Raw genomic sequence first — 24,090 nt, forward strand, 5'->3', positions numbered from 1 at the left:
ATATTATAAACGGCTACCAGGCACCGGCAAGTCTACCGTTAAATTTAACTATCAGGTTAAAAAGTTGGGCGTATTTATTGAGCGGCAGCGTTGCACTGATGTCAAAAACATCATGATAAGCCTTTATGCCTCCCAACGTATAAATAAAAAATGCTGGTACGCCCTGTTCAGTAAAAAAATAATGATCGCTGTTGGCTGCTTTACCACGTGCAGCCACTTTTACGAAATAGTTATTTTCTTTATTGATCTGCTGCATCGCGGCAAACTCTTTCGGATAAACGGAGGCGTTTACAATGGTTATCCCATCAATACCCGTCCCGTTAAGATCAAGATTGATGAGGAAGCGGATGTTTTTAAGCGGGATAAGCGGGTTTTGCGTAAAATATTTTGACCCCAGCAAACCGGCCTCTTCACCCGAAAAACAAATGAAAGCCACGCTGTAAGGCAGCGGATGTTTGGCGTAGCACCTGGCAAGCCCCATCAATTCGGAAATTCCGCTGGCATTGTCATTAGCCCCCGGGAAATAAGTTTTATCGCCCATGCCGCCCAAATGATCATAATGCGCTGTTATTACGATAACGGAATCTGGCTTGGATGTACCTTTTACTATACCGCAAACATTGCCAGTTTTAAAATCGGGGATCAGCTTATTTTCAATTGATACGCTAAGGGTTAACGGGGTTTCTTTTAGCGCTTTTTTGTCAACCTGGATTACGGTATAATCTAAAACCTGTCCTTCTGCCGACCAGGTAAGCTTATCCTCCAGCGACAAAACAATACGATTTTGCTGATCAATAAAGTGCGTACTATCCTTTTTTACTAATTGGCCCGTACCTGTTACCCCACGGCTATCTGGCGACACAATAAAATCCTTGCCGGGCCTTAGCTGCAAACCGTTTACGGTCACCTTCATTTTGCCGGGAAAAGTATTAACCGGGTAGCTAAACTCCTGCAGGTAATTTTTGCCGTTCATGGGCTTTACACCATAATGCTTTAGTTGAGCCGATAAAAATTCAGCTGCTTTATGAGCGCCATCTTTAGTATAACCTCTGCCCCAAAAATAAGAGGATGTTAAAGTATCAACCATCTTTCGCGCAAAAAGGGTATCCTGCGCTAAAAGCGTGTTCGAAACAAAAAAGAATGCAAGAACAAGTTTAAACTTCATCAACGTTTTAAATAAAACTATCTGCCTCACGGTAAGCTTTGATCAACGCAAGCTCACCTTCTTTTCCTGCCCCTGCTGTTCCGTGCTCCATACCCATTACGCCTTTATAACCTTTATTATAAATGTGCTTGAATATGTTTTTATAATTTACCTCGCCGGTACCGGGTTCTTTACGGCCCGGATTATCTCCTATCTGGTAATAACCTATCTCATCGTAAACCAAATCAAGCGTTGGAATAATGTTTCCCTGATTGCGCTGCACGTGATACATATCATACAGAATCTTGCATGAGGGGCTCCCAACGGCCTTACAAATGGCATAAGCCTGATCGGGCGTGCGTAAAAACAAATCGGGGTTATCACTCAGTGGCTCCAAAACCATAATTATACCATGTGACTCCAATATGGCAGTACCTTTTTTAATGGCTTCAATTACATTACCAGTTTGTACACCAATGGGCAGTTTGCGTGCAAAATCGCCGGGAACAACGGTAACCAGCTTACTGCCAATTCGTTTAGCTACCTCAACAGCCTCTTTACATGAAGCAATAAACTTTTCAACCTGGTCGGTATTGCCGGTTGCCAGCATATTACTGTCGTTCCCTAAACCGGGTTGCACAAAAACGCCCATTGCCATGCCCAGCTTCGCCAGTGTGTCACCTATCTTTTTTTGTTGCTCAACCGGCCGGCCGCTCATGCCGTTGTCTTCAATTGCGCGGAAACCCCTATCGTAGGCAAATTTTATCTGGTCAATGAAATCTTCGCCGGCATGGCTTTTAAACATCCCGTCATGAATACCATAGTTAAGGTTAAAAGGTTTATCGCCGGCAATCACATTTGCTTCGCCAGCAGGTTCGGTACAGCCTGTAAGCGTGGAGGCTTTTAAAATGCCTGTTGTAAATAACGAAGCTCCGGCCAGCACCGAGCTTTGAACAAAGTTTCTGCGTTTCATGAGGGTTGTTGATTGGTTTGCGGGCTAAATATAATCATCTGCTGCTCATTTAGAGAGATGGATGAGGTTGTTTTATGGGGATTTTTTAAATCATTCATGACAACCCAACGACAGGGAGCGGTTGAAAATTCAGCTATTTTTGTTATCTTTGTGTATAAACGGCAAAATTTCAAAGCTATTCCAGCTTACTGCGCCCAGCTATTTTGATGCTGATCTGTTTTATTCCCTGCTGATACCGTTGCTGCCCGGAACTTAACTTAAAGATCATTTTTACGCTCACTGAAACAGGTATTTATCGCCTGGCCCGGCCTTTTTAATGCTGTACGGAATAGCTATTGTTTAACTTAATTAATCGTAATTATGGCTAAATCGCAAGCAACATTCATGAAAAAACAACTGGAAAAAAATCGCCAGAAAAAAAAGGAAGATAAAGAACAACGTAAACAGGAACGCAAACAAAACGCAGGCAACAGCGACCTTGAAAGCATGCTGGCCTATGTAAATGAATTTGGCGAAATTGTATCAACCCCGCCCGAAAAAAAGCCGACACAGCAAGGCTCAACAAATATTTAATTGTTACATTGTAACTATTTAATAGCTATAGCTTTTAGTGATTGAACCTTTTAGTATTTTAATTGTCATAACAAAAAATCAACCACAGTTATGAAATTTCAATTAGGCTTTGTTTCCCTTATCGCAATAACGGTTGCCTCTTGCTCGGGCAATCGTTCAACAAATGATGCCGATACGGCAATTAAAAAGGAAGACACCGCCATGGCCAATGCTCCCGATGCTCCGGCTGTAAATATGGAGTATTGCTTTTATACTACCGAAGGGAGCGCCAACCAGGATACTACAAAAGTTAACCTGCACATCAACGGCAACAAGGTTACCGGCGATATGGATTGGCTGCCTAAAGAAAAAGATGCCCGCAAAGGTACATTGATGGGTAATTTGAACGGCAATGTTATCAAAGCGCTATGGACTTACGGCCAGGAAGGCAGTACCGATACGCTGAGTGTCGATTTTCAGTTAAGGGGCAACCAACTTGCGCAAAAGCCCTATAAGTACGATACAAAAACCGGCAAACAGCAAACCAATAGCACTGCCGATTATACCGTAATTTACAGCATGAAAAATTGCCGTTAATTTAAACGCTATTTATAAATTAGCTAAAATTAAAAAGCAAAAATGGAAAAGCGCGAAACCAGCATACTATATCTTGTATTGGGTTTATATACCTTAATGATAAGCTGGTACTATAATCACAGCATAATTTTACTAATTATCCATTACATATTTTGGCCGGTTTACCTCATATATGAGCTGCTGATAGGTCATCTTGCTCATGGCATGTGGAAAACAATCCCGCTTTCATATTTTAAGTAAGCTATCGTGTAGCCATGTAAGGCATAACAGAAAAACCGCTCCGAAAACTACATCGGGGCGGTTTTTCTGTTTTTATTAAACCTTTTCAACTACAACAGCCGTACCATAAGCAAGTACTTCGGTAATGCCCTGCATTACTTCGTTTGCGTCGTAACGCATGTTTATGATGGCATTGGCACCAATTGCCTGCGCATGCTGAATCAGCAATTGATAAGCCTCTTCACGGGCATTTTCGCACAGTTCAACATAAATTGATAGCCTGCCGCCAAACAGCGATTGAAAACCTCCTGCAATGTTACCCAACGCACTCCGGCTACGTACCGTAATGCCACGTACAACGCCTAAATGCCTGGTAACCCTGTAGCCATCTAAGGCTGTGCTGGTAGTAATAAGTGATGTATCCATTTTAGTTTAAGTTTGTTAGCCAGCTTTAACCGGCCATTTTTTATTTAGATGCAGTATGGTTAACGATATTACGTAATTGACTGTTTTTATTTTTTGCGATTTGCGATTGGTGATTTGAGGTTAGTTGCTTGGCTCGATTCATTTATCTGAACCTGATTGTCTGAACTCGAATTAAACGAATTTAATGAATGAACAAAATTTTAAAATTCAATTAATTTCTATAATTCGTTTAATTCCGGTTCAGAAAAAAATCCGAAATCGAAAATCCGATATTCGAAATCAACAATGGGCGTTGCCTGAGGCCCGGGCTCACACCCATACGCCTGCAGGCATTACTCAAAAGGTCGTTATCCACTACTATGCCTAACGCAAATAACTATGAACCATCAACTACCAACTATAAACCATCAACCATGAACTAAAAAAACGTACCTTTGCCGAAAATTTAAAATCGATGCCTGATAAAGTTAAAGCTGTTTTTTTAGATCGTGATGGTGTGTTAAACCAGGAAATGGGCGATTACGTTCGTCGTTTTGAGGATTTTCATGTACTTGATAACTTTGATGCCCTTAAAACCCTGCAAGACCGTGGTTATATGCTGCTTATTGCTACAAACCAGGGCGGCTTAGCCAAAGGATGGTATACCGAAGAGGAACTGGCAAAAATGCACAACCATCTTAAACAGGTTTATCACGAACACGGCGTTGAACTTACCGACTTTTTTTACTGCCCGCACCATCCCAACTTTACCGGAGATTGCGATTGCCGTAAACCAAAACCAGGACTATTATTACAAGGCATAGCTAAATACAATATCGATCCATCAAAATCCTATTTCATAGGCGATCGTGAACGCGACGTTGAAGCCGGAACTGCTGCTGGTGTAAAAGGTATACTGATCGACAGTGATCAGCCTATAAGCACGGTGCTTGATCAGATTGCGTAAGGCAAAAAGACATGTCATTGCGAGCGAAGCGTGGCAACCGCACGGAGGCATAGCTGCCCGGTATAACATGCGATTGCTTCGTCGTTCCTCCTCGCAATGACATAAAAATAAAGCCCTTTCCTTAAAACATTTTCTTCTCTCCTGCTTTTTACCAATATTTATATTATCCTATGCAAAAAAGCCGCTACTTAAAAAACCTTGATGCTGTTATTGCCGCCCTTATCGGCTGGTTCATATTAAGCTTGTTTTTCAGGTACAGCGGTGTAGGGATTTCGCCTGATAGCATTATGTACACCAGTGCGGCAAGGAGTTTTAAGGGGCATGGCACATTGCTAACCTTTAACCATGTGCCCATTGTTGATTTCCCGGTATTTTATCCCATTTATCTTGGCATCATTTCGTTCATCACGCAAATAGATCCTGTTAAGTTTGGCGCGGTATTGAACGGTATCATGTTTGCCACGCTCATCTTCACCAGCGGGTGGATCATGGAACACTTTGTGCCTGCCTCAAGAATTTATAAATGGCTGATGCTGGCTGCAATTATCCTGAGCCCGCCGTTGTTACAGGTATATTCATACTTATGGTCCGAGACGCTATTCATTCTTGAGATTCTGTTTTTTTTGGTTGCTTTCCGCGAATATCTTTTAAAGCATACGCTTAAAGCACTTATAGTAGCGGCCATTATTGCTGCCGTAAGCTGCATTACACGTTACGCGGCTGTTACTATCGTGGGTACAGGCGGTTTACTTTTGCTATTGGACAGGGTATTACCCCTTAAAAAGAAAATTACCCATATCATCGTTTACGGGCTAATTTGCATCTCGTTGCTGGTGAGCAACCTTGTTTTCAATGCTTTTGTAACAGGTACAACAACCGGTCCGCGGGAACCATCCATTACTCCGTTCAGCAAAAACCTGTACTACTTCGGCACCGTAATGTGCGACTGGATGGGCCTCACCCCAAATCAATACTGGGCTGCTACACCTTTAGCTATCATTATTTTTCTGGGCTTTATTGCTGCCCTGGCATTTAACTATTATCGCCGCAAGCTGGATAGTTTTGAAAATCTGGCCATTACCTTTGCATTGGTTTACGGAGCCTTTATTGTGCTTTCATCTACTTTTTCAAGGTATGAGCGTATCAATCACCGCCTGTTATCACCATTATACATTTCGGCCTTATGGGGATATACCAGTTGGGCCCTGCTGCTGCTTAAAAAGTTAAACAATAGCACCACCCGGCGTATTGTTGGTGCTGTAATGGTAGTATTGATGCTGGGCTTCATCACCAGCGAATTTTTGATAGATAAAGCCCGCTATAACGACCAGGTAGCCGACGAGTACGGTAACCCCGGCTATACCGACGAAAGCTGGATAGATTCGGAATTTGCAGCCTACTTAAAGGGTACGGACCACAGTTTGTTTAAACCCGGCGTCAAGATCTATACCGATGCTCATGAGGCTGTTTATTTCTTTTCGGGCATGTCATCATACCTGGTGCCACACCGCTTTTTCACCAAGGATATTGATAAGTTTTATAAGGTAAAACACTATTACCTCATTTGGTTTAATGTACTTGAAAACCCTGAACTGATCAATCTGAAGGATATTCAGAAAGTCAAAAACCTTAAAAAGATCAAGGATTTTGGCGAAGAAGGCGCGATTTATGAATACGAATCTGAACCTTGATTTACAGGATTTTAGGATTACCACGAATTGAATAAACGCAGCTTCTTATTGCAGCAAGTTAGCATATATTCATACTTTTTAGGCCTGTGTTAGGGCCGCGTTAGGGATTGTAGTGTAAAGCCCGGAGCGGGCGTTAGGATTGTGCACAGGAAACGCGAGGACTTGTAACGGAAAGCCCGGCCCCGTTAGCTAACGGGAACGCCCATATTATAAACCATTCAAAAATATCCCCCTGCCATTGTTGATATTGTCAGGAATTAACAAAGTCATTATACATGGCGTAAAGTTGTTGGTGACAACACCATAAGTGTTCGGAAGAAAATAAAAAGTTCGGGATTGTGCGATTCCCTCCCCTGGGAGGGTGAAGGGAGGGGTTTCGCCGATAGGTTTATTCGCTTAAAATAGAGCATAAACCCCTCCCTGCCACTACACTACTCTGCCGCACCCCTCCCCAAGGAGGGAATTAAAAAATCTTCCGAACACCAATGGTGACAACACCAACAACGGCAAAGTAACAACGGCAAAACTTAGCAATCAACAAAATTAAATTCTAAAAGCGTGCCTGATAATACGTGAAACCTCCTGAAAATTTCACGTATCTACGCACTTTTTTACATTAAATTTTGATTTAAAAAACATCTGTCTATATTTGCACCGCTAATCTATAGTTTTACTATATAAAAAATGAACGGTATCGCACTACATCATCTTCATCTGCATCACCACCATGTGGTGATCAGCTAATATGTATGTTTCTACGCGAAATAACAACCTCCGTTTATATTCTTTTTTATCATAGTCTCTTAAATTCAATCTTTTGAAAACACTTAAAATAGCTATCCAAAAATCGGGTAGGCTCAACGAAAAATCTGTTGAATTATTAAAAAATTGCGGCTTAAACTTTGAAAACTACAAAAGCTCGCTTATCTCTCCGGTATCCAATTTCCCTTTAGAAATCCTTTTCCTTCGTGATGATGATATTCCAGAGTATGTACAGGATGGCATTGCCGATTTAGGTATCGTAGGTGAAAACGTGATCCAGGAAACCGAAGTTGAAGTTAGCTATCTGCAACGCCTTGGTTTTGGCAAATGTTCACTCAAAATTGCAGTACCAAACAACAGCGATATCAACTCACTGGCCGATTTACACGGCAAAGCAATTGCTACCACCTACCCTGCCATTTTAGGCAAGTTTTTAAAACAACAAAATATTACTTCAGATATCCGCACTATTTCCGGTTCGGTTGAAATTTCACCGGGCTTAGGTCTTAGCGACGCCATTTGCGATTTGGTATCAACCGGAGGTACGCTAAAAAGCAACGGACTGAAACCTTTTGCCGATGTAATGTCGTCGGAAGCGGTGCTGATTGGCAGCAAAGCCGTTGCCGAAAGCGACCTGGTATTGGAGCTAATCCAACGCATCCAGTCTGTTTTACGCGCTAAAGAGACTAAATATGTAGTACTTAACGTTGAAAAACAAAACCTTCCGGCTGTTATTGCTTTGCTACCGGGCGTAAAAAGCCCATCGGTAGTGCCATTGGCCGAAGAAGGTTGGGTTGCCGTACACACTGTGATCCCCGAGCGCGATTTCTGGGACCGCATAAGCCAGCTAAAACAGGCCGGCGCACAAGGCATTGTAGTAATGCCTATTGAGAAGATCATTTTGTAACCCCCCGGCCCCCTGAAGGGGGAGCGAGTGCGGTTATATAATAAATTGAATAGTTTACTTTAGGACATAACGCCCCTTTAGGGGGTTTGGGGGTATGAAGACATACAATTATTCAGAACTTTCATCCACTGAAATCCAGAAACTGGTTCAGCGCAACGTTGACCCGGCTAATGAGATCAGAACCATTGTTGAGGATGTGATTGCCAACGTGCTGCAGCATGGTGACAGCGCTTTATTTGATTATGCATTGAAGTTCGACAAGGTAGAGCTGAACAAACTTTATCTTGATAAAGCCGAACTGGAAGAAATTGCCAAAGCAATATCTGCAGATCAAAAGACGGCATTGGAAACGGCTTACAGCAATATCTATAAATTTCACCAAACGCAGCTAAAAACCGAGGACAAGGTTGAAACCATGCCCGGCGTAACCTGCTGGCGCGAATTACGGCCAATTGAAAAAGTTGGATTGTATATTCCCGGAGGTTCGGCTGTATTGCCAAGTACGTTTTTGATGCTGGGTATCCCGGCACGTATTGCAGGCTGTCATGAAATAGTGGTTTGCTCGCCTCCGCAAAAAAACGGTAAGGTAAATGCCTTTATAGCTTATGTGGCCTTGATGCTGGGGATCGATAAAATCTACCTTGCGGGTGGTTCACAGGCTATAGCAGCGATGGCTTATGGAACTGCCAGCATCCCGAAGGTTGATAAGATCTTTGGGCCTGGTAATCAGTTTGTAACCAAAGCAAAAACCATCATCCAGTCAACCACCACAACGGCCATTGATATGCCCGCAGGGCCTTCAGAAGTATTGGTTATTGCAGATGAAACCGCAATCCCGGCCTATATAGCCGCCGATCTGCTGGCCCAGGCCGAGCATGGTATTGATAGCCAGGCGGTATTGGTTTGTACCTCTGCCGATATTGCTCAAAAAGCCATTGCCGAAGTTGAAAAACAACTACCCGTTTTGCCGCGTGCCGAAATAGCCAAACTGGCCATCGATAACTCTTACGTAGTAATCGCCGGCAGCCTGAGCGAAGCTATGGCTTTCAGCAATCAATACGCGCCGGAGCACCTGATACTGGCTACTCATAGCTGGGAACAGATCACCGGCAGTATCATCAATGCAGGTTCGGTATTTTTAGGAAACCTAACCCCTGAAAGTGCAGGCGATTATGCATCAGGCACCAACCATACTTTGCCAACCAGTAGCTATGCAAGGGCTTATTCCGGCGTATCAGTTGATTCGTTTGTGAAAAAGATCACGTTCCAGCATATTACCCGCGAGGGAATTAACAACATTGGCCATACTGTTGAAGTTTTGGCCGAGCTGGAAGGCTTGCATGCGCACAGAAATGCGGTGAGCGTGAGGATGAGCCCCTCTACCCCCTAAAGGGGGAATTTGGAGCCGCGAAAAAATGCAAAATATAAACCAAACCGTCATTGCGAGGCACGAAGCAATCCCCAATAAGCAGGGTCGCTCTGTATAGTTCGCGATTGCTTCGTGCCTCGCAATGACGGGTGTAAAAAAAGATTAAAGAATGTTCGACATAAATAATATCCTTAGAGAAAATATAAAACGTCTTGTACCCTATTCATCGGCACGTGACGAATACCAGGGCGAAGCAAGCGTTTTCCTCGATGCCAATGAAAATGCCTTTGGCTCTCCTTTAGATCAGCAGTTTAACCGTTACCCTGATCCTTTACAGTACGATCTAAAAAAACGCATCACCGAAATTAAAGGCGTACCGCCCCGCAATATTTTTGTAGGCAACGGCAGCGACGAAGCCATTGATATCCTGTTCCGTAGCTTTTGTAACCCAGGTGTTGACAATGTGATCCTGGTGCCGCCTACCTATGGCATGTACGAGGTATCAGCTAACATCAACGATATCGAAGCCCGTAAAGTAAACCTCACCAAAGATTACCAGCTTAATTTAGAAGGCATTGCCGAGGCTATCGACAAAAACACCAAGCTCATCTTTATCTGCTCGCCAAACAACCCGACAGGTAATTCCATCAACCGCGATGATATTCAAACCTTGCTGGCCAACTTTAAAGGCATTGTAGTGGTTGATGAAGCTTATATCAATTTCAGCCGTCAAAAATCATTTATCCAGGAACTTACCGAGTGCGCTAACCTTGTTGTAATGCAAACTCTCTCCAAAGCATGGGGGCTGGCCGGTTTACGCGTGGGCATGGCTTTTGCCAGCGAGGAGATTATCGAGGTGATGAATAAGGTAAAGCCGCCTTATAACGTAAACGAATCCTCGCAACAACTTGCTTTGGCGGCTTTGGCAAACGTTGGTCAGGTTAATGAATGGATCAAAGAAACGCTTGCACAGCGCGACAGGTTGGTTTTACAACTGAAAAACTTTGATTTTGTAGTAGATATTTATCCTTCAGATGCCAACTTCATCCTTGTAAAAACCACCAACGCAAACGGCATTTACGATTACCTGGTAAAACAGGGCATCATTGTGCGTAACCGCTCAAAAGTTGAGCTTTGCGAAGGTTGTTTGCGCATAACCATTGGTACTCCTGATGAGAATACAGTTTTACTGGATACGCTACAAAACTTCAAATAGAAAAGCGGAAGGCAAAATCATTAATTCAATAACTCACTAATCCACTAATTATATAGGATGAGCCTACAGAAAATATTATTCGTTGACCGTGACGGCACCCTGATCAAAGAACCTGCCGATGAGCAAATTGATTCATTCGCGAAGCTGGAGTTTTATCCCGGCGCATTAACCTACCTGCCCAAAATAGCCAAAGAACTTGATTTTGAACTGGTAATGGTGACAAACCAGGATGGTTTGGGAACCTCAGTTTATCCTGAAGATACTTTTTGGCCCGTGCACAACTTCATCCTGCAAACATTTGAAGGCGAAGGCGTGAAGTTTGCTAATCAAATCATTGACCGTACTTTTGCGCGCGACAACGCCCCTACCCGCAAGCCGGGCACTGCGCTGTTAACGCAGTACTTAGATGCAGATAAATACGATCTGAAAAACTCATTCACCATTGGCGACCGTAAAAACGACGTTTTGTTGGCTAAAAATCTTGGCGCAAAAGCCATCTGGCTTAACAATAACAGCAACCTTGGCGGCAGCGAGTTTTCTGAAAACGACCATATTGATGATGTCATCTCCCTTGAAACTACCGACTGGCAAAAGATCTACGAGTTTCTGAAACTTGGTCAGCGGGTATTTGAACATCGCCGTGCTACCAAGGAAACAGATATCCATATCAAAATAAACCTTGATGGTAAGGGTGATGCCAAAATTTCAACCGGTCTGCACTTTTTTGACCACATGCTTGATCAAATTGCCCGTCACGGCAGTATCGACCTGGAAATTACCGCCAAAGGGGATCTGCATATAGATGAGCACCATACCATTGAAGATACGGGTATTGCCCTGGGCGAAGTATTTGCCGCAGCATTAGGCAACAAAATGGGCATTGAACGTTATGGCTTTTGCCTGCCAATGGATGATTGCCTGGCACAGGCCGCTATTGACTTCGGAGGCCGTAACTGGCTTGTTTGGGACGCCGATTTTAAACGCGAAAAAGTGGGCGATGTACCAACCGAAATGTTCTACCACTTCTTTAAATCATTCAGCGATGCCTCAAAAAGTAACCTGAATATAAAAGCGGAAGGACAAAACGAACATCACAAAATTGAAGCTATATTTAAAGCCTTTGCAAAGGCAATAAAAGTGGCCGTAAAACGTGATGTAGATAAGATGGTTTTACCAAGCACAAAGGGACTGCTGTAAGCAGAAGCAGGAGACAAGAAATCAAGAAACAAGGTTTTCTCTTGGCTCTTGACTACTGATATCTTTAATCTTAAAAAAATGATAGGTATTATACTATACGGAGCCGGAAACATATTTTCCCTTACTGCCGCCTTAGAGCGCTTAGGTATTCCCTATGGCTTTATTAACAGCGAAGAAGATTTTGATAAGTATGACCGTTACATCATTCCGGGTGTTGGCCATGCGGGTGCGGCCATGAATAAGCTTAAAGCTACCGGGCTTGTGCCAGCTATCAAAGCTTTGAAAAAACCTACATTGGGTATCTGTGTGGGCATGCAGCTGCTTACTTCGCATTCTGAAGAGGGAGATTCTAACCTATTGGATATCATACCGGTTAAAACTTTGAGGTTTAAAGACAGCGCCGATCATAAGGTACCCCATACGGGTTGGAACAGGGTTTTCCCCGAAAAAGAAAACCCGCTATTTGAAAATATACCGTCAGGTTCACATTTTTACTTTGTACATTCATACTTTATTGAGTATGATAAAGCATACACTTTATTAGCTGCTGATTACGGAAATCAATTTTCGGCATCAATTTGGCTTGATAATTTTTACGGCGTACAATTTCACCCCGAAAAGTCGGGTGTGTTTGGCGAAACATTGTTAACTAATTTCTCAAAAATATAAAGGATATGTACATTATTCCTGCCATTGACATTTTGAACAAGAAGGTAGTCCGCCTTCGTGAAGGCGACTACGGACAGGTAACTGAATACGATGTTACCCTTGAAGAAATGATAGAGCGCTACCAAAGCAACGGCACCAACTTCATCCACATCATCGACCTTAACGGTGCAAAAAATGATTTCAGCAATCAGCAATACCTGTTTGATGTAATCCGCAAAACCGACATGAAAGTGCAGTACGGTGGCGGTATCCGCAGCATCGATAAGGTAAAAGAGCTTATAGATGCCGGCGTTCACCGTGTTATTGTTGGTACCCAAGCACTTACCAACCCTGATTTTTTACCGGATTTGAGCAAGGAGATTTGCGGTAAAGATAAATGCTCCGACCAGGTTGTTGTAGCTATCGATGTACTGGATGAGGTGATAAAATACTCTGGCTGGATGGAAAGTTCACCCATCAAACTGATGGATTATGTTGATAAATGTCTGGCCTTGGGTTTCTTCCGTTTCCTTTGTACCGACATTAACAAGGACGGCAAATTAGGCGGTGCAGGTATTGAACTGTATGAAAAACTGCTTGACCATTCTCCATTCATTAAACTGATAGCATCAGGCGGTGTAAGCTCAATGGGCGATATCGAAAAACTAAACCGCTTAAAAGTTGAGTCGGTAGTAGTAGGCAAAGCGATATACGAGGGACATATCACCATCGAAGATGTAAAAAACTGGAATCTGGACGCGCTGATTTCGATATGATCGCCCCCTTTTAAAAAAATTATACACTTCATGTCATTGCGAGCGATAGCGTGGCAATCGCATGCTATACAGGGCGAACTTGCATAGTTCGCGATTGCTTCGTTCCTCGCAATGACATATTTTAAAAAGCATGCTCGCTAAAAGAATCATCCCCTGCCTCGACGTTAAAGACGGTAGAACTGTTAAAGGCGTAAACTTTGTTGACTTGCGCGATGCCGGCGACCCGGTAGAGCTGGCCTGGAACTACTCCAACCAGGGGGCCGACGAATTGGTATTTCTGGACATCACCGCTACCGTTGAGCGCCGCAAAACTATGGTTGAGCTGGTAAAATCAGTTGCCCGGCAAATCAACATCCCCTTCACTATTGGCGGCGGGATCAATGAAATTGCTGATGCTGATGCACTTTTAAACGCCGGAGCTGATAAAATCTCTATCAACTCTGCCGCAGTGCGTAACCCAAAACTGATAGATGAACTGGCTGCTGCTTTTGGTGTTCAGTTTGTGGTGATTGCTGTTGATACCCGCAGTATTGGAGATAAAAATGTTGTACACCTGAATGGCGGCAGACTGCCAACAGAACGCCAAACGTTAGAGTGGATCCTGGAAGCTGAAAGTCGTGGTGCCGGTGAAATCCTGTTAACTTCAATGGACCATGATGGTACCAAAGGCGGTTTTGATAATGGATTGCTGAAAACTGTTAATGATGCTGTGCATATCCCAGTTATAGCTTCAGGCGGTGCCGGTAAGGTTGAGCATTTTGTTGATGTATTTGAAAAAACCAATGTCGATGCTGCACTGGCTGCTTCGGTGTTTCATTATGGTGAGATATTGATACCTGATTTGAAACGAACTTTGCAGGGAAATAAGATAGAAGTTAGAATTTGATAATGTTAAAATAAAAAGTGGTGGCCAAGCGCGATTCCCCTCTTGAGAGGGGGTGCAGGGGTGTGTTTCTCATCAAGCTTAGAACACACCCCTGCCAGCTCACAAACCTACGCTCCCCCTCTCAAGAGGGGAATTGAAAAGCAGTTATTATGAACATAGATTTTGAAAAAACCGGCGGACTTGTCCCCGTAATCATACAGGACGAACAAACTTTAGAGGTTTTGATGCTGGGCTACATGAACCAGGAAGCTTACGATAAAACCGTACAGGAAAATATCGTAACTTTTTATTCCCGCTCAAAAAACCGCCTTTGGACCAAAGGTGAAACCAGCAGCAACTTCTTGCATGTAAAAAACATCAGCATTGATTGTGATAATGACACCCTGCTTATTAAAGTAAAAGCCGACGGCCCCACCTGCCATACAGGCTCGCGCAGTTGCTTCAATACCGAGTTTAACCAAAACTTTATATTGGAACTGGAAAACATCATTGCCGACAGGTATGCTAACCCGGTTGAAGGATCGTATGTAAATAAACTCCGCAATAAAGGTCTTAATAAAATAGCCCAGAAAGTTGGTGAAGAAGGCGTTGAAACCGTTATAGCCGCACTTGCTGAAACGGAAACCGACCTGATCAATGAGTCATCAGATCTTGTTTTTCATTTATTGGTACTACTTCGCGAAAAAGGTTTAACATTAGAAACAATAGCCAAAAACCTGGAATCAAGGCATAAGTAGATCAGTAGACAGTTTTTAGTTTGCAGTGGGCCGTTGGCAAAATCAATAGCTGCAAACAGGAAACTGCAAACTGAACAAAGAAACTGCAAACTGAATAATGATTACCGTACAAAAAACAGCCGAACTTACAGGTCATGCCAATCCGGTATTTACGCTTGAGCTTTCGCAAAAGCCGGGAATATTGTTTACCGGTGGCAATGATAAGGGGTTGGTTGAGTGGGGACTGAAGGATTTTTCGTTCATTAAGGTGATGTTCCCGGTTAATGCTTCGATTTATGCCATTCACTGCCCTCAGGGCTATCCTTTAATGTTTGCCGGATTGCGCAGCGGCGAGGTGCTGATATTTGATTTTATACAGCAAAAATTACTCAAGCCATTACGCCATCACCGGAAAGCTATTTTTGACATCAAATCGTCGGTAAAAAAAGATGAATTGCTGGTAGCTTCTGAAGATGGTACTGTATCTGTATGGAGCCTTAAAACGCTCGAAATGGTGCATAGTATTACGGTATCAAAGGATACCGTTCGGTGCATTGCAGTGGCGCCCGATCAAAAGCAGGTGGCATTCGGTTGCCGCGACAATCATATTGCAGTTTACGACCTGGAAGATTATACCATTATCAAGGCGCTTCATGGCCATACGATGGCTGTGTTTTCGCTCGCCTATAGCCCTGATGGAAGTTACATCGCTTCCGGCTCAAGAGATGCCCAGATAAAAATCTGGGATACCGGCAGCTTTCATGAAGTAAAAAACATTCCCGCCCATTTATTCGCGGTAAACCATATCGCATTTCATCCAACCCTGCCCTATTTTGCTACCGCCAGTATGGATAAAAGTATCAAGATCTGGGGATCGGATGATTTCAAGCTTTACAAAAACATCAGCAGAGAAAAAGGCTACCCAGGCCACCTGCTATCCATCAACAAATTAGCATGGGCAGCTGCAGATCAGTTACTTTCGGTAAGTGATGATAAAAATATCATCAACTGGGAAATTAAATTTTAATTTTCGCCTGCCACACTCTCCTATATTTAGGTTATTTCAAGAAAACCATCGTTTCATTGCAAAAAATAATATTAAATTAGTGTATTTTTCACACAAAGTCACACTAATTTAATATTAAAAAGCACAGCGCTATTCATTCCTATTTTGTTTATTCATTTTGTTCATTCCTGAAAAACGGGAACATTTATAGTCATTTACTCGTAACTATACAACAGTACTCAAGTTCGAAAAAAGCAACCTAAATTTTCACCATAGCTTTTAAGAATATAAAAAATAGTATGAATAAGTATAGTTATGAAACCAAAACTTATCATCTTTATTATTACATTCTTATTCACCACCTACCTGCTAACAAGCAGTATTTATGCAGCAACCTACGACTGGAAGGGAGGTTCGAGTACGGCTTGGGATACCCCTTCAAACTGGAGCCCGAGCAGAACCACTCCCCTCTCAAGTGATGCTTTACAAATAGGTGTGGTATCATTTACTAACCCGCCAACAATAACCACCAGCACCAGCAGTGCAACTACATCTTGCGCGTCGGTTACATTCGGTACTGCAACATCATCTATAACCTTGACAGTAAATGGTACTTTATCAGTAAGCGGTGCAATATTACAAAACCCTCCTACACTATCATTACTTGGGCTTGGCGGTACAATTACCACAACGCTCGCCGGTACCGGCTCTATAACATGCGGTTCAATGCAGGTTGGCAGCACTACTTTTTTAAGTGTGGGAGCTATTACTGTTAACCAGGTAACTGTGGTTTCAACAGTTAACTCCCTGCAAATAAACGGTGACCTGAGCATATATGGTACCTCCAACTCGGTTGTGGTATTATTGGTAACTCTTTTACAAACAAACAATTCTGCATTCTATCTGCGCGGTGGTACTACAACCATTAGCGGGCAAATTTATACTAATACCTCAGCAGCTTCTGGAGGCATATTAAATATCTCGCTGCTATCAGCTGCAACTGCGACATTTACGATAGATGTACCATCAGGTTCAACCCTCACCCCTCGTTTGGTATTAACTAATCCCGCTCCTATTAAATCAACAAGCAACGCAGCATCGATAGACTTTTATAACAACGGAGGCGGGTCCGGAACCTGCACGGTAGAATACGCAGGCAGCGGCCAATCTGTATATACCGAAAGTACCAGTCAGCTCGATATCAACCCTACCGCCTATCAAAATATAAACTTTTCTGCCACCGGCACCAAAACCATAAACTCAGGCGATCTTACAGTTTACGGAGACTGGAACTCAGCATCAACATCGGGCAAGGTTGATGCAGTAACTAATAACCCCAATGTTATTTTCAAAGGGGCAACGCAATCACTTAGTGACGCCGGATCTGACGGGGGCAACGGCGTAGTATTTAAAAATGTTTTTGTACAAGGCAGTGCAACAAAAACTATGTCGGCTTCAGGCTCGGGTAAATTCGCCGTTTCTTCTTCGGGTGTACTTACTATGGGTGGTACTGCCACCTTAGCAGCAGGCGGCGTTTTAACATTAAACTCTGATGCTACCGGTTCGGCTACGGTTGCAAGTATTCCTTCGGGTACAGCTATTACTGGTAATTTAAATGTACAACGTTATATTAATGGCGGCGCAACAAAATACAGGGGGTACCGCTTGTTAACCTCATCTGTTAATACAGGTACTTCATCTCCAGTTTTCACGCTGGCATATCTTAAAAATAATGCATTTGTTACCGGCACAACATTAGCAGCCGGTGGTTTTGACGTTTCGCCGGGGGCCAATAATCCCACTATTTACTTTTTTAAAGAAAGTCAGCCTGCTAACCAAAGCTCGTTTACATCGGGCTATTTCAGGGGGGTTAACAGTTTAACATCTCCATACTCTTTTGATGCGGAAAGCGGCACAAGGTATATCGGCGCAGGTAATGGTTTTGCTTTCTTCTTCCGTGGAGACCGTACCGCTGCCGGTTCTATAAACAACGCTATATATACTACTTACGTTCCGCAGCCAACCACAATGACGGAAACAGGGATATTAAACCAGGGCAATATCACCGTAGCAAACTGGTATGATGGTACATCAACCTTACAATATTCAAGCGTAGCTGCCAACACGTTGCAAGGATATAACCTTGTGGGCAATCCATATGCCAGTACTATAAATTTTGAAAAGTTTAACCGCAAGGGAACATCGGGCAGTACTGCTGATAAATCCTCTTCAATTTATATTTCCGGGCAAAAAGCTCAGATCTATACCACCACGCCGTCAAAAGTCCCCCCATTAGTTTATATCTGGATTTATAATCCAACAACAAAAAACTTCGAAAGTTATCAGCAATATGCAGGCCCGATAAGCTCAGTTAATGACACTACTACAACTGTTAACCCGGGGATACAAAGTGTGCCAGGCGGCGTGGCAAGCAATATGATAGCAAGCGGACAAGGCTTTTTTATTATCGCAAATGGCAGCGGACAGGCTCTATCTTTCAGAGAATCGGCCAAGACAACAACTCAACCATCGTCAACTACGCTTGCCGGGGTATTCAGCTTACCGCAAGGCAATACGCCAATTGCACAGGCTTTGAGTACCGGTAATAAAGCCATCATGAGCGCTGCAAATACGCCACTTGCTGCAGCAAGTGTAAGCGAACCTGTTTCGCAACCAAGCCCCGTCATACATCTCCTGCTTGAAAAAGATACTGCAAATTTTGATGGGGTTGCGCTGGTTTTTGATAGTTGGGCTACTGCCAATTTCAATAAGGATAAAGACGCCGAAGACCTTGGCGGGATTGGTGCATTGGAAAGTTTTTCGGCTTTAACCAGTGACAGTGTAAAAACAAGCATTCACCATCTTCCGCTACCCGGAAAAACCCAGGGCATAATCCCGCTGTTTGCAGATGCCACAACATCAGGGCCTTATAAAATAAAATTAACCGACATTAAAGATATGCCTGCCCTTTATGAAGTATGGCTTAAAGATAACTTCACTAAAGATTCAGTGGATCTTAAAGCACATCCTGACTACAGCTTTAATATAGATAAAAGCAACAACGCATCCTTTGGTGTCAATAGGTTACAGCTTATCATCCGCCAGAACCCTGCACTCATGGTACATTTACTCATCTTTGAGGCAACAAAATTAAACGAAACTGCTAAAGCTACATGGTTTGCAGAGAACGAAGCTAATTATACAACCTACGTTGTTGAGCGAAGTACCAATAACGGCAAAACATTCGGCCCCATAGGAACGCTGAATTCAAATGGGGCAAAAAGCTATTCATTTACCGACAAGGCACCGGCTCAAGGGCTTAACCAATATCGTTTAAAGCAAATCGACTTAAACGGTAATTTTACATACTCTAAAATTGCTCCGGTAATGTTTGCCAATAACACACAAAACACTATAAGTAGTATCATGAGCCTATACCCCAATCCGGCTACTGATGTAATTAATGCCAAAATGAAAATAGATAATAACAGCAATTTTAACTACAAAATCAGTATCACCAACAGCGAGGGAAAGATCATTGCTACTGCTACATCGTCCCAGGCTAACTGGCAAAATAATGTAGCCTCATTTATACCGGGCACTTATATTATGCAGGTTGTTAACAGTAAAGACAACAGCGTTATAGGATTTCAAAAATTCATTAAACAATAAAACAGGCACCAAAAACAACTAAAAAAAACGCCTGATACCACATAAGTTATGGGTATGCTTTTTTTGCTCGCGCGAATATATACCATCCTCGTTAATGGTATCAATCTTCACCTTGCCAGATGCATGGATAATATGCTCATTATTAAGCATAATACCCACATGAGTTACCTTACCTTCGGCATTATCAAAAAAAGCCAGATCGCCTAACCGCGCATCTTTTATTGAATCAACTTTAGTGCCTTCTTTTACCTGCATGCTTGCATCCCGCTTAATCCTGAGGCCTTTAAGTTTGTAAACTATCTGCGTAAAACCCGAGCAATCAATACCAAAATGAGTTCGGCCTCCCCACAAATAAGGAGAGTTTAGGAATGATTTAGCAGTATCAGCAATATCTTCAGGCTCACCAACTTTGCCAATTATCTCAAACCGTTCATTACCAACACGGCATGAAGTTCCTTCCAAAAAAGCAAGTGAACTGCCGGCTGGTAAATAAACCACGCTGTTGTCACTTATCTTCCAGGCCTGCGTAACCGCATGGTAGGTAAGCTTTGGTGGATGGTTCTTAATATTTTTATATGCTATATGACCAAGCATTGCAAATTGCAATCTGCCTATCCACCCCTCATATCCGTCACTTTCGGCAACGATCTTAATCCAATTGTTTTGCCACTCGGCAATTTCAAATGCTTCGCCAAATAATAATTGCGACACCTGCTCGCTCCGCTCACTGGGTTCGGCCCTGAGCGGGATTACGGCAAGGTTACATATCCCGTACTCCATAGTTTCTGTAAATGTAAAATAAACAAAAATTCGGCGCGTATTTTCAATTGATACACGGTTAACATTTCAATATGATATTACTTTTATAATTGGTATCTGTAACTCAGGGGGTAAAAACTACACGATAATACAAATATTTTTAGAATTTTCAACTCCCCCCGGCATACCTCAACAATCCTTAATATTTAATTAAACACCTGTTCTTTAAACTTATTGTTAAATAAAAAGGGGATATGCAATGCATACCCCCTTTTCAATATCATTAAAAAGAATTTCTTATTCGTTCATGTGCAGCCAATCTTTCTTGGCAAGCAGTTCTTCTTCAGTTTCGCGGATATCTTCGTCATCAACGCAACAATCAACAGGGCAAACCGCAGCACATTGAGGCTCATCATGGAAACCTACACATTCTGTACACTTATCGGGTACTATATAATATATATCATCAGATAATGCAGCTTGTGTTTCTTCGGCATTCAGGGTGTTACCGTCGCCAAAATCAATTATCCCTTTAAGGCCTGTCCCGTCGCTAAAACGCCAGGCCGCCCCTGCATCATAGATGGCATTATTAGGGCATTCCGGTTCGCAGGCCCCGCAGTTTATGCATTCGTCGGTGATTTTAATCGCCATATTTCTAAATATCTAATAATCTCAATTAACTTTGCCTGCAAATTGCAAGCGTACAAATATAACAAAAAAAGGCTTTCGGGGTTTAATCCCCCAACATATATATGTCAAAAATTAATCCAAAAAACTCAATAAATTCATTTTCGGAGTTAGGCAGGCAACTCCTGGCCCCAGATGCTGCATTAAATGCACTCATTGAAAACGAACAATATCATAATGCCTGGTTTACGCCGGCAAGTGTTTCAGAAGCGGTAGCGGCCATAGGTGCCATGCTAAATACGGAAGATTTAACTGCCTGGCTTTCAAAATATGATCTTGAAACAGGTAAACCGGTAAAAAACGTAGGCCTTATACTGGCCGGCAATATCCCGCTGGTAGGTTTTCATGACGCTCTTTGTGTTATTGCCTCGGGTAACAAAGCGCTCATCAAAGCTTCATCGCAAGATGCCCGCCTTATCAAAGCAGTATTGGAAAAACTGGTAACTATTGATGCGGGTTTTGCCGGCAGCTTTAGCTTTGTTGACAAGCTTGAAGGCTTTGACGCCATTATTGCCACGGGTAGTAATAACAGCTCGCGTTATTTTGATTATTATTTTGGTAAAGTTCCAAACATCATTCGTAAAAACCGCAACAGCATTGCTGTACTAAGCGGCAAGGAAACCGCCGAAGAACTGTTTAATCTCGGTCATGACATTTTAGATTATTATGGCCTTGGCTGTCGTAATGTATCCAAAATACTGGTACCTGAGGGTTATGATTTCACTTTCTTTTTTGAATCGATAGAAGATCATAAAGCCATCATCAATCACCATAAATACAACAATAATTACGATTATAATAAATCCATTTATCTTGTTAACGGTGATAAGCATTTTGACAATGGATTTTTAATGGTAAAAGAAGATGACAGGCTGACATCTCCGCTGTCAGCATTGTTTTTTAACTACTACCATGACATGGCAGAAGCCGAAAACATTATCAGCCAAAATGCCGAAAACATCCAGTGTATCGTGAGTACCCTGCCTTTGCATGTAAAAAACCAGGTAGTTGGTTTTGGCCAAAGCCAGCAACCTAAACTATGGGATTATGCCGATGGTGTGGATACGATGGAATTTTTGTCAAGTCTTTAAATAAAATAAATACCTTTGGAGAAGGAGGTGAAAGGCGAAAGGCAAAAGGTTAAAAGTGAAAGGTTCCTGCCTTTTACCTTTCGCCTTTTACCTTTCACCTTAAAAATAGCTTTAACCTTAAAAAAATGTATATCATAAAAGTTAAAGGTGTTGCAAAAATACCCGATTATGTACAGCTGCGGGACGATAAATTTACGCTGTTGGCTTATTTCAGGGTTGACAGACCGGATAAATCGCTTGATAAAGTTGGATTAGGCGACAAAGCCGATGAGATCATGAATATTATCAAAGACCTGCCGTTTGGGCAGATCTTAAAATTAGAGCTATAAAAACGATGATAGGAAATTCTATAATAAAACTAAACAACGTTGATATTTTTCAACAGGCGCACCTGGTACTTTCAAACGTAAATTTACATGTTGATAAAGGCGATTTTGTATGGCTGATAGGCCAGACAGGATCAGGTAAAAGTAGCCTGCTGAAAGTAATTTATGGCGATTTAGGAATTAAAGCGGGAACCGGTCATGCTTGTGGCTATGAGCTAAGCAAGCTGCCCGGTCGCGATATCCCTTACCTGCGTCGTAAATTAGGTATAGTTTTCCAGGATTTCCAGTTACTGACCGATCGTACCATTGAGCAAAATCTCAACTTTGTGATGCGTGCTACCGGTTGGAACGATAAAAAACTGATTGCAGACAAAGCTCTTGACGTACTTGAAAAAGTTGGTCTGCGTTCAAAATTAAAGAAAATGCCGCATGAGCTTTCAGGCGGCGAACAGCAACGTGTGGTTATAGCACGCGCCTTGCTTAACGACCCCGAAATAATTCTGGCCGATGAGCCTACAGGTAACCTCGATCCCGAAACATCCGAAGAAATTGTTTTGCTCCTTAAACAAATCAGTCAATCAGGCACCGCCGTACTGGTAGCCACCCACGATTATCACATTATCCGTGCTTTTCCATCTCGCATTATCAAATGTGAAAACGGTAAGGTTTTGGAAGATGTGGAGATATAGAACAGAACCAAGATTTTTAGGATTTGAGGATGACCGTGATGTATAAAACTCAAGGCCATCCTTAAATCAAGCGAATCATGGTTCTGGTTTGTCCATTTGGCGGTTCGCCTGTCACCCTTACTTAAATTTTTTTCATACCACTGACAGCTTGACCGCTTTAAGGTTATGGCAGGATACTTGATTGGCACTACTCGCTATGAAATTTAACGATATGTTGAAGAAAAAGAAGAAAGAAAATACGGATAATACAGAAAATATAAACGAAGTGGATAACGAGCAATTACAAAACGACGGGCAGGAACAAGCCCAGGAAACAGAAGCTACTGCTACAGAAACTGCAGCAGCCCCTACCGCCGAAGAAAAGCTTAAAGACGAGCTGGCACAAGCTAATGACAAGTACTTGCGTTTATATGCCGAATTTGATAACTTTAGAAGGCGTACCATTAAAGAACGCGAGGAAGCCCGCAAAACCGAAGGCAAAGACGTTATTGTGGCCTTGCTACCTGTACTTGACGACTTTGAACGCGCGCAGCGTGCAATGGACAAGGCTACTGAGGTTGCTCCTGTTAAAGAGGGCGTTACTCTGATCCAAAACAAGCTGAAAAATATACTGGGTCAAAAAGGCCTTAAAGAAATGACATCAATAGGCAATGCCTTTGACGCCGATCTGCATGAAGCTATTACCAATATTCCGGCACCTACAGACGACCTTAAAGGCAAGGTAATGGACGAAATGGAAAAAGGCTATACCCTGAATGACAAAGTGATCCGCTTTGCTAAAGTGGTAGTTGGAGCGTAACTGATTTCGGATTTGGGACTTTCAATTTCGGATTTA

General features: G+C 42.6%; 25 protein-coding genes. 20 read left to right on the forward strand and 5 right to left on the reverse strand.

The window, feature by feature from the left end; genetic code table 11:
- Positions 1-13: 13 nt before the first annotated feature.
- Together BMX50_RS11370 and BMX50_RS11375 are read right to left on the reverse strand one after the other, a co-directional pair.
- Complete coding sequence (locus BMX50_RS11370; protein ID WP_091210640.1) at positions 14-1,165, reverse strand: M28 family metallopeptidase; 1,152 nt, start codon at positions 1,163-1,165, stop codon at positions 14-16.
- A gap of 7 nt (positions 1,166-1,172) precedes the next feature.
- Positions 1,173-2,117, reverse strand: coding sequence for a hydroxypyruvate isomerase family protein (locus BMX50_RS11375; protein ID WP_091210641.1), 945 nt, complete (start codon positions 2,115-2,117; stop codon positions 1,173-1,175).
- Positions 2,118-2,477: 360 nt separating this feature from the next.
- Between BMX50_RS11375 and BMX50_RS11380 the strand changes: the two genes are divergently transcribed.
- The 3 genes from BMX50_RS11380 to BMX50_RS11390 all read left to right on the forward strand — a co-directional run bounded on the left by BMX50_RS11380 (position 2,478) and on the right by BMX50_RS11390 (position 3,506).
- The gene (locus BMX50_RS11380) at positions 2,478-2,690 is read left to right on the forward strand and encodes a hypothetical protein (RefSeq protein ID WP_091210642.1); all 213 of its coding nucleotides are present in this window, start codon (positions 2,478-2,480) and stop codon (positions 2,688-2,690) included.
- Between the two features lie 90 nt (positions 2,691-2,780).
- Positions 2,781-3,266, forward strand: coding sequence for a hypothetical protein (locus tag BMX50_RS11385; RefSeq protein ID WP_091210643.1), 486 nt, complete (start codon positions 2,781-2,783; stop codon positions 3,264-3,266).
- 42 nt (positions 3,267-3,308) lie between these two features.
- Positions 3,309-3,506, forward strand: a complete 198-nt coding sequence (locus BMX50_RS11390) for a hypothetical protein (RefSeq protein ID WP_091210644.1) — start codon at positions 3,309-3,311, stop codon at positions 3,504-3,506.
- Between the two features lie 75 nt (positions 3,507-3,581).
- On the opposite strand, the gene BMX50_RS11395 is transcribed toward BMX50_RS11390, so the two are convergent.
- Positions 3,582-3,911, reverse strand: coding sequence for a YbjQ family protein (locus tag BMX50_RS11395; RefSeq protein WP_091210645.1), 330 nt, complete (start codon positions 3,909-3,911; stop codon positions 3,582-3,584).
- Positions 3,912-4,095: 184 nt separating this feature from the next.
- On the opposite strand from BMX50_RS11395, the gene BMX50_RS34265 reads away from it, so the two are divergent.
- The 13 genes from BMX50_RS34265 to BMX50_RS11455 all read left to right on the forward strand — a co-directional run bounded on the left by BMX50_RS34265 (position 4,096) and on the right by BMX50_RS11455 (position 19,703).
- Entirely contained in the window at positions 4,096-4,278 is a 183-nt protein-coding gene (locus BMX50_RS34265) for a hypothetical protein (RefSeq protein ID WP_143065149.1), read from the forward strand.
- An 87-nt stretch (positions 4,279-4,365) separates the two neighbouring features.
- Positions 4,366-4,857, forward strand: coding sequence for a D-glycero-alpha-D-manno-heptose-1,7-bisphosphate 7-phosphatase (locus tag BMX50_RS11400; protein WP_091210646.1), 492 nt, complete (start codon positions 4,366-4,368; stop codon positions 4,855-4,857).
- A 170-nt stretch (positions 4,858-5,027) separates the two neighbouring features.
- Positions 5,028-6,548 carry a hypothetical protein gene (locus BMX50_RS11405; protein WP_091210647.1) on the forward strand — a complete coding sequence of 507 codons (1,521 nt, stop codon included), beginning with the start codon at positions 5,028-5,030 and terminating at the stop codon, positions 6,546-6,548.
- Positions 6,549-7,365: 817 nt separating this feature from the next.
- Complete coding sequence (gene hisG, locus BMX50_RS11410; protein WP_091210648.1) at positions 7,366-8,217, forward strand: ATP phosphoribosyltransferase; 852 nt, start codon at positions 7,366-7,368, stop codon at positions 8,215-8,217.
- A gap of 94 nt (positions 8,218-8,311) precedes the next feature.
- The gene (gene hisD / locus BMX50_RS11415; protein WP_091210649.1) at positions 8,312-9,607 is read left to right on the forward strand and encodes a histidinol dehydrogenase; all 1,296 of its coding nucleotides are present in this window, start codon (positions 8,312-8,314) and stop codon (positions 9,605-9,607) included.
- Positions 9,608-9,755: 148 nt separating this feature from the next.
- Entirely contained in the window at positions 9,756-10,802 is a 1,047-nt protein-coding gene (gene hisC / locus BMX50_RS11420) for a histidinol-phosphate transaminase (RefSeq protein ID WP_091210650.1), read from the forward strand.
- Positions 10,803-10,859: 57 nt separating this feature from the next.
- Positions 10,860-11,999: a bifunctional histidinol-phosphatase/imidazoleglycerol-phosphate dehydratase HisB gene (gene hisB, locus BMX50_RS11425; RefSeq protein WP_091210651.1), complete on the forward strand. Its 1,140-nt coding sequence runs from the start codon at positions 10,860-10,862 to the stop codon at positions 11,997-11,999.
- 78 nt (positions 12,000-12,077) lie between these two features.
- Positions 12,078-12,668 (forward strand): imidazole glycerol phosphate synthase subunit HisH, encoded by a 591-nt coding sequence (gene hisH / locus BMX50_RS11430; RefSeq protein WP_091210652.1) that lies wholly within the window; start codon positions 12,078-12,080, stop codon positions 12,666-12,668.
- A 5-nt stretch (positions 12,669-12,673) separates the two neighbouring features.
- The gene (locus tag BMX50_RS11435) at positions 12,674-13,423 is read left to right on the forward strand and encodes a 1-(5-phosphoribosyl)-5-[(5-phosphoribosylamino)methylideneamino]imidazole-4-carboxamide isomerase (protein ID WP_091210653.1); all 750 of its coding nucleotides are present in this window, start codon (positions 12,674-12,676) and stop codon (positions 13,421-13,423) included.
- A gap of 130 nt (positions 13,424-13,553) precedes the next feature.
- A complete protein-coding gene (hisF, locus tag BMX50_RS11440) occupies positions 13,554-14,309 on the forward strand; it encodes an imidazole glycerol phosphate synthase subunit HisF (protein WP_091210654.1) in 756 nt (251 codons plus the stop codon).
- Positions 14,310-14,458: 149 nt separating this feature from the next.
- Complete coding sequence (hisIE, locus tag BMX50_RS11445) at positions 14,459-15,046, forward strand: bifunctional phosphoribosyl-AMP cyclohydrolase/phosphoribosyl-ATP diphosphatase HisIE (RefSeq protein ID WP_091210655.1); 588 nt, start codon at positions 14,459-14,461, stop codon at positions 15,044-15,046.
- Between the two features lie 97 nt (positions 15,047-15,143).
- Positions 15,144-16,052: a WD40 repeat domain-containing protein gene (locus tag BMX50_RS11450; protein WP_091210656.1), complete on the forward strand. Its 909-nt coding sequence runs from the start codon at positions 15,144-15,146 to the stop codon at positions 16,050-16,052.
- 294 nt (positions 16,053-16,346) lie between these two features.
- Positions 16,347-19,703, forward strand: coding sequence for a T9SS type A sorting domain-containing protein (locus BMX50_RS11455; protein ID WP_091210657.1), 3,357 nt, complete (start codon positions 16,347-16,349; stop codon positions 19,701-19,703).
- A gap of 18 nt (positions 19,704-19,721) precedes the next feature.
- On the opposite strand, the gene BMX50_RS11460 is transcribed toward BMX50_RS11455, so the two are convergent.
- A complete protein-coding gene (locus BMX50_RS11460) occupies positions 19,722-20,483 on the reverse strand; it encodes a C40 family peptidase (protein ID WP_091210658.1) in 762 nt (253 codons plus the stop codon).
- A gap of 276 nt (positions 20,484-20,759) precedes the next feature.
- Complete coding sequence (locus BMX50_RS11465) at positions 20,760-21,113, reverse strand: 4Fe-4S dicluster domain-containing protein (protein WP_091210659.1); 354 nt, start codon at positions 21,111-21,113, stop codon at positions 20,760-20,762.
- Positions 21,114-21,214: 101 nt separating this feature from the next.
- Here BMX50_RS11465 and BMX50_RS11470 point away from each other — a divergent pair, with 101 nt between their 5' ends.
- From BMX50_RS11470 to BMX50_RS11485, 4 genes are all read left to right on the forward strand, one after another.
- Positions 21,215-22,240 (forward strand): acyl-CoA reductase, encoded by a 1,026-nt coding sequence (locus tag BMX50_RS11470; protein ID WP_091210660.1) that lies wholly within the window; start codon positions 21,215-21,217, stop codon positions 22,238-22,240.
- A 125-nt stretch (positions 22,241-22,365) separates the two neighbouring features.
- The gene (locus BMX50_RS11475; RefSeq protein WP_090526558.1) at positions 22,366-22,569 is read left to right on the forward strand and encodes a fructose-6-phosphate aldolase; all 204 of its coding nucleotides are present in this window, start codon (positions 22,366-22,368) and stop codon (positions 22,567-22,569) included.
- A gap of 5 nt (positions 22,570-22,574) precedes the next feature.
- Positions 22,575-23,255, forward strand: a complete 681-nt coding sequence (locus BMX50_RS11480) for a cell division ATP-binding protein FtsE (protein ID WP_091210661.1) — start codon at positions 22,575-22,577, stop codon at positions 23,253-23,255.
- 196 nt (positions 23,256-23,451) lie between these two features.
- The gene (locus tag BMX50_RS11485) at positions 23,452-24,054 is read left to right on the forward strand and encodes a nucleotide exchange factor GrpE (protein ID WP_244280948.1); all 603 of its coding nucleotides are present in this window, start codon (positions 23,452-23,454) and stop codon (positions 24,052-24,054) included.
- Positions 24,055-24,090 lie beyond the last annotated feature (36 nt).

It is taken from the genome of Mucilaginibacter gossypiicola (assembly GCF_900110105.1).
In the GTDB taxonomy this organism is placed as follows: Bacteria; Bacteroidota; Bacteroidia; order Sphingobacteriales; family Sphingobacteriaceae; genus Mucilaginibacter; species Mucilaginibacter gossypiicola.

What these genes read in the sequence shown, in the direction of transcription:
- BMX50_RS11370 (WP_091210640.1), bottom strand. Translation starts at nt 1,165, where the DNA reads ATGAAGTTTAAACTTGTTCTTGCATTCTTTTTTGTTTCGAACACGCTT.
- BMX50_RS11375 (WP_091210641.1), bottom strand. Translation starts at nt 2,117, where the DNA reads ATGAAACGCAGAAACTTTGTTCAAAGCTCGGTGCTGGCCGGAGCTTCG.
- BMX50_RS11380 (WP_091210642.1), top strand. Translation starts at nt 2,478, where the DNA reads ATGGCTAAATCGCAAGCAACATTCATGAAAAAACAACTGGAAAAAAAT.
- BMX50_RS11385 (WP_091210643.1), top strand. Translation starts at nt 2,781, where the DNA reads ATGAAATTTCAATTAGGCTTTGTTTCCCTTATCGCAATAACGGTTGCC.
- BMX50_RS11390 (WP_091210644.1), top strand. Translation starts at nt 3,309, where the DNA reads ATGGAAAAGCGCGAAACCAGCATACTATATCTTGTATTGGGTTTATAT.
- BMX50_RS11395 (WP_091210645.1), bottom strand. Translation starts at nt 3,911, where the DNA reads ATGGATACATCACTTATTACTACCAGCACAGCCTTAGATGGCTACAGG.
- BMX50_RS34265 (WP_143065149.1), top strand. Translation starts at nt 4,096, where the DNA reads ATGAATGAACAAAATTTTAAAATTCAATTAATTTCTATAATTCGTTTA.
- BMX50_RS11400 (WP_091210646.1), top strand. Translation starts at nt 4,366, where the DNA reads ATGCCTGATAAAGTTAAAGCTGTTTTTTTAGATCGTGATGGTGTGTTA.
- BMX50_RS11405 (WP_091210647.1), top strand. Translation starts at nt 5,028, where the DNA reads ATGCAAAAAAGCCGCTACTTAAAAAACCTTGATGCTGTTATTGCCGCC.
- hisD (WP_091210649.1), top strand. Translation starts at nt 8,312, where the DNA reads ATGAAGACATACAATTATTCAGAACTTTCATCCACTGAAATCCAGAAA.
- hisC (WP_091210650.1), top strand. Translation starts at nt 9,756, where the DNA reads ATGTTCGACATAAATAATATCCTTAGAGAAAATATAAAACGTCTTGTA.
- hisB (WP_091210651.1), top strand. Translation starts at nt 10,860, where the DNA reads ATGAGCCTACAGAAAATATTATTCGTTGACCGTGACGGCACCCTGATC.
- hisH (WP_091210652.1), top strand. Translation starts at nt 12,078, where the DNA reads ATGATAGGTATTATACTATACGGAGCCGGAAACATATTTTCCCTTACT.
- BMX50_RS11435 (WP_091210653.1), top strand. Translation starts at nt 12,674, where the DNA reads ATGTACATTATTCCTGCCATTGACATTTTGAACAAGAAGGTAGTCCGC.
- hisF (WP_091210654.1), top strand. Translation starts at nt 13,554, where the DNA reads ATGCTCGCTAAAAGAATCATCCCCTGCCTCGACGTTAAAGACGGTAGA.
- hisIE (WP_091210655.1), top strand. Translation starts at nt 14,459, where the DNA reads ATGAACATAGATTTTGAAAAAACCGGCGGACTTGTCCCCGTAATCATA.
- BMX50_RS11450 (WP_091210656.1), top strand. Translation starts at nt 15,144, where the DNA reads ATGATTACCGTACAAAAAACAGCCGAACTTACAGGTCATGCCAATCCG.
- BMX50_RS11455 (WP_091210657.1), top strand. Translation starts at nt 16,347, where the DNA reads ATGAAACCAAAACTTATCATCTTTATTATTACATTCTTATTCACCACC.
- BMX50_RS11460 (WP_091210658.1), bottom strand. Translation starts at nt 20,483, where the DNA reads ATGGAGTACGGGATATGTAACCTTGCCGTAATCCCGCTCAGGGCCGAA.
- BMX50_RS11465 (WP_091210659.1), bottom strand. Translation starts at nt 21,113, where the DNA reads ATGGCGATTAAAATCACCGACGAATGCATAAACTGCGGGGCCTGCGAA.
- BMX50_RS11470 (WP_091210660.1), top strand. Translation starts at nt 21,215, where the DNA reads ATGTCAAAAATTAATCCAAAAAACTCAATAAATTCATTTTCGGAGTTA.
- BMX50_RS11475 (WP_090526558.1), top strand. Translation starts at nt 22,366, where the DNA reads ATGTATATCATAAAAGTTAAAGGTGTTGCAAAAATACCCGATTATGTA.
- BMX50_RS11480 (WP_091210661.1), top strand. Translation starts at nt 22,575, where the DNA reads ATGATAGGAAATTCTATAATAAAACTAAACAACGTTGATATTTTTCAA.
- BMX50_RS11485 (WP_244280948.1), top strand. Translation starts at nt 23,452, where the DNA reads ATGAAATTTAACGATATGTTGAAGAAAAAGAAGAAAGAAAATACGGAT.